Origin of the sequence: Methanocalculus sp. (assembly GCF_030651615.1) — an archaeon.
In the GTDB taxonomy this organism is placed as follows: domain Archaea; phylum Halobacteriota; class Methanomicrobia; order Methanomicrobiales; family Methanocorpusculaceae; genus Methanocalculus.
The window spans coordinates 1-3,296 of record NZ_JAUSCG010000075.1; the positions used below are offsets into that span (position 1 = coordinate 1).

At 50.2% G+C, this 3,296-nt stretch carries 7 protein-coding genes; 4 read left to right on the top strand and 3 right to left on the bottom strand.

What is annotated here, in order from left to right; translation table 11 throughout:
* From purF to Q7V06_RS03040, 3 genes are all read right to left on the bottom strand, one after another.
* Positions 1-1,020: amidophosphoribosyltransferase (gene purF / locus Q7V06_RS03030; RefSeq protein ID WP_304837889.1), on the bottom strand; the 1,020-nt coding region annotated here is incomplete at its 3' end.
* Between the two features lie 9 nt (positions 1,021-1,029).
* A complete protein-coding gene (locus Q7V06_RS03035; RefSeq protein ID WP_304837891.1) occupies positions 1,030-1,212 on the bottom strand; it encodes a 50S ribosomal protein L37e in 183 nt (60 codons plus the stop codon).
* Positions 1,213-1,226: 14 nt separating this feature from the next.
* Complete coding sequence (locus Q7V06_RS03040; RefSeq protein WP_304837893.1) at positions 1,227-1,454, bottom strand: LSM domain-containing protein; 228 nt, start codon at positions 1,452-1,454, stop codon at positions 1,227-1,229.
* 116 nt (positions 1,455-1,570) lie between these two features.
* Here Q7V06_RS03040 and Q7V06_RS03045 point away from each other — a divergent pair, with 116 nt between their 5' ends.
* The 4 genes from Q7V06_RS03045 to Q7V06_RS03060 all read left to right on the top strand — a co-directional run.
* A complete protein-coding gene (locus Q7V06_RS03045) occupies positions 1,571-2,068 on the top strand; it encodes an RNA-binding protein (protein WP_304837896.1) in 498 nt (165 codons plus the stop codon).
* A gap of 37 nt (positions 2,069-2,105) precedes the next feature.
* Entirely contained in the window at positions 2,106-2,483 is a 378-nt protein-coding gene (gene sepF, locus Q7V06_RS03050; protein WP_304837898.1) for a cell division protein SepF, read from the top strand.
* A complete protein-coding gene (locus Q7V06_RS03055; RefSeq protein ID WP_304837901.1) occupies positions 2,484-3,008 on the top strand; it encodes a ZPR1 zinc finger domain-containing protein in 525 nt (174 codons plus the stop codon).
* A 5-nt stretch (positions 3,009-3,013) separates the two neighbouring features.
* Positions 3,014-3,296: hypothetical protein (locus Q7V06_RS03060; protein WP_304837904.1), on the top strand; the 283-nt coding region annotated here is incomplete at its 3' end.

Here is a 3,296-nt window from a genome sequence, read left to right on the forward strand (position 1 = left end):
GCCTTTGATATGACCCCTGACAGGGTTAAGCTTCATCCGGACAGCGTTTTCCCTGAGTTTCTGCGTCGGCATGATGAATGTCCTGCCGATGTACCGGTTCTTAATCAGCCCTTCCTTGAAGGGGATGCCTGACGCTTCAGAGTAGCCGGTTGCAAACGCCATGCCGGAGTCAGGGACCGGAGAGATCATCTCTGCATTAACCGGAGCCTCATTATGAAGCATCTCGCCGATCTTCCTTCTGACATCATAGACAAGAACGCCGTCGATGACCGAGTCGGATCTGGCAAAATAGACATACTCAAAGATACAGAAGGCACTATGACTCGATCGTGTCACCTGTCGATAGGAGATGCCATTTGAATCGATCCTGACCAGTTCACCGGGTTTCAGATCACGAATGAATATCGCGCCGAGCGCGTCCATTGCAACACTCTCTGACGCAACCATGTAGCCGCTGTCGGTCTTACCGATACAGAGCGGCTTGATCCCAAGAGGGTCGCGGAATGCATAGATGGTACCATCAAGCATCGCAATAACCGAGTATGACCCTTCCAGCTTCTGCATACAGAGGATGATCGCATCCTCCATTGAGCCAGACACCGTCAGTTCACGCGCGATGATCGCTGCGATCACCTCGGTGTCGGTGGTCGTTGCAAAGATATGGCCCTGATCTTCGTAATCTGATGAGAGCTCTTTGCTATTAACGAGATTTCCGTTATGAACGATAGAAAAGACATGCCCTTTGAACGAGAAGTTCAGAGGCTGGGTGTTCTCAGGCTGGTTCTCTCCGGTCGTCGGATACCGGACATGCCCGATTCCAACCTTTCCGGTGAGTTCAGTTAAGATCTCACGGTTAAAGACCTCTGCAACAAGGCCTTGTTGTTTATGCTTATGGAGTATACCGGCATCATATGTTGAGATGCCCGCACTCTCCTGCCCACGATGCTGGAGGGCAAAGAGGGCATAATACAGGGGGAGGGAAACTCCTCCTGCGTCAACGATGCCGACGATGCCGCACATAGTAAAGCTCTAATGCGTCGGTTTGATTGACTTTTTATTTATCCAGCGGTAAGAGCGCATACGGGCGCTTCGTCCGAATCCACATGATGAACACACCTTATTTCGGGCGTGGTAGGAGTTTCTGCCACACCGCCTGCATATAATATGGGAATGCTTGTTGCGCAGACCCATCGATGGAGTACCTTTCGACATGAAAAATCACTTCCTTATTCGACTGAAGGGGATATATAGATCACATTATCCCCACGAACTATCAGCGTGCCGAGTTTTACAACACCACTTTCTGTCTCTTCTTCTGCACGGTCAAGAACGAGGTTCATATGGACATCATAGCCCTGAAGTACCCCCCGGATCTCACGGCCGCCTTTCAGCGAGATGAACACCGGTTGCCGATTTAAGACCTGTTCTAGAATATCAAGCGGTCGTTTGGTCATGAAAAATACCTTCGCATCTCCCTAAAGAGTACAATACATGCACCTGCGACTCACTTAAAGATAGCGTACACCCCAGACCCATTAAGTATCGCAAAAAGAAAAGAGTATGAGAACAAATGGCAGAGATTACAATCCGAAAACGGCATGCAATAAAAAAAAGCCAGGCAGCTTTGATGAAAAAGATGCTGGAGCAGGCACTGGGGGATGAGGCTGCACTCTTTGACACCTCATTTGTTGAGCGTGCGGAGACTGATGCTGACATTTCGATCTTTCTCATCGATAAGAAGCCACTTCTCATCTCCCGGGATGGCTGGGCATTCCCAACCCTCAGGGGTGCGCACCTCCGCCCATTCTCAGCCAGACGGATCGTTGTCGATTCCGGTGCGGTCAGCTATATGGTCAATGGTGCCGACGTGATGCGCCCGGGTGTCGTCTCGGTATCACCGGATGTCAGGGCGAATGAACCCGCACTCATCGTTGATGAGAGGCATGGCAAACCCCTTGCTGTTGTGATTGCACTGTATGATGCAGAAGAGATCCTTGCACGGGAGAAAGGGAAGATTGCAAAAAATATCCATTATGTGGGCGATCTGATCTGGAATCTCGAGATATAAGGATACCATTAATAACTACCAATAGAAAGGATTCTACATGGGATTTCTTGATTCCATCATTGGCGGAAAGGGTGCCACCCCCAAGGAAGAGGACTATATGGAGCTCGACCTCGCGGCTTACGAAAGCGCGACGGTGGGTGAGGAACCTGCTCTGATGTATGTCAAGATTGCAACGATCAACGACTTGAAAGATACACCGAGGATCAAAGACGAGGTGTATAATAACAACATTGTGATCATTGATATTCAGAAACTCAAGCTTGACAAGATCACCTTCGAACGGGTGATGAAGGACTTAAAAGACGTTGCTCGTGATGTAAACGGCGATATCATCGGTATCGGAGATCAGCGATACGTCGTCATCACACCAACATCGGTGAAGATTTCACGGGATAAGATAGGTGGAGGCAACTAGGTGAAACAGGCCCTATCCGGCCCCTGCCCGCTCTGCGGAACTGAGATTGAATTCATCTATCAAACCGAAAATATCCCTTATTTCTCGGACATTCTCCTTATGTGCGGACTTTGTGAGGCATGCGGCTTTCGGCTGACAGATACAATGATCCTCACAAGCAATGAGCCGATCAGGTATGAATTTGAGATCAAAGGAGCAGATGATCTCTCTGCCCGTGTCGCCCGATCAACGTCCGGGAGGATCGAGATACCTGAACTTGGTGTTTCTATCGATCCGGGACCTGCATGCCAGGGATTCGTCTCAAATGTAGAGGGAGTACTTGCGCGTGTCGAGGATGCAATAAAAACAGTGCTCCTCTCAGCAGATGATGATGAACGTCGATCTGCACTGGAAGGGCTCAAAACCATTGCAGAGGCACGGGAGGGGATGATCCCCTTCACCCTGATCATCGAAGATCCCTCCGGCAACAGTGCCATCATTCATGATCGGGCTTGTAAAGCTCCGTATACCCCTCCCCCGGAGTGAACGGAGTGGAGACACTCCTCGCTTTTTTTATCTGTATTACCCTCGTAACAATCGCAACCGCATACTATAAGTTCCCTCCGTTTCCCGTCCTTTTCGGAGCTGCAATCCTCTTTGGCAGTCTATCAGGACTTACCCCGGAGATTGTCACCGGGGCGGCAGCTACGGGAGCGGGGCGGGTCTTTGCGATCCTTGGTGTCGCGGTCTGGGGAGGATCAATCATCGCCGCGACACTATCATCTGGGGGAGGAATCGGGCGTATTCTCTCAGATATAAGCAGAATATCATCCC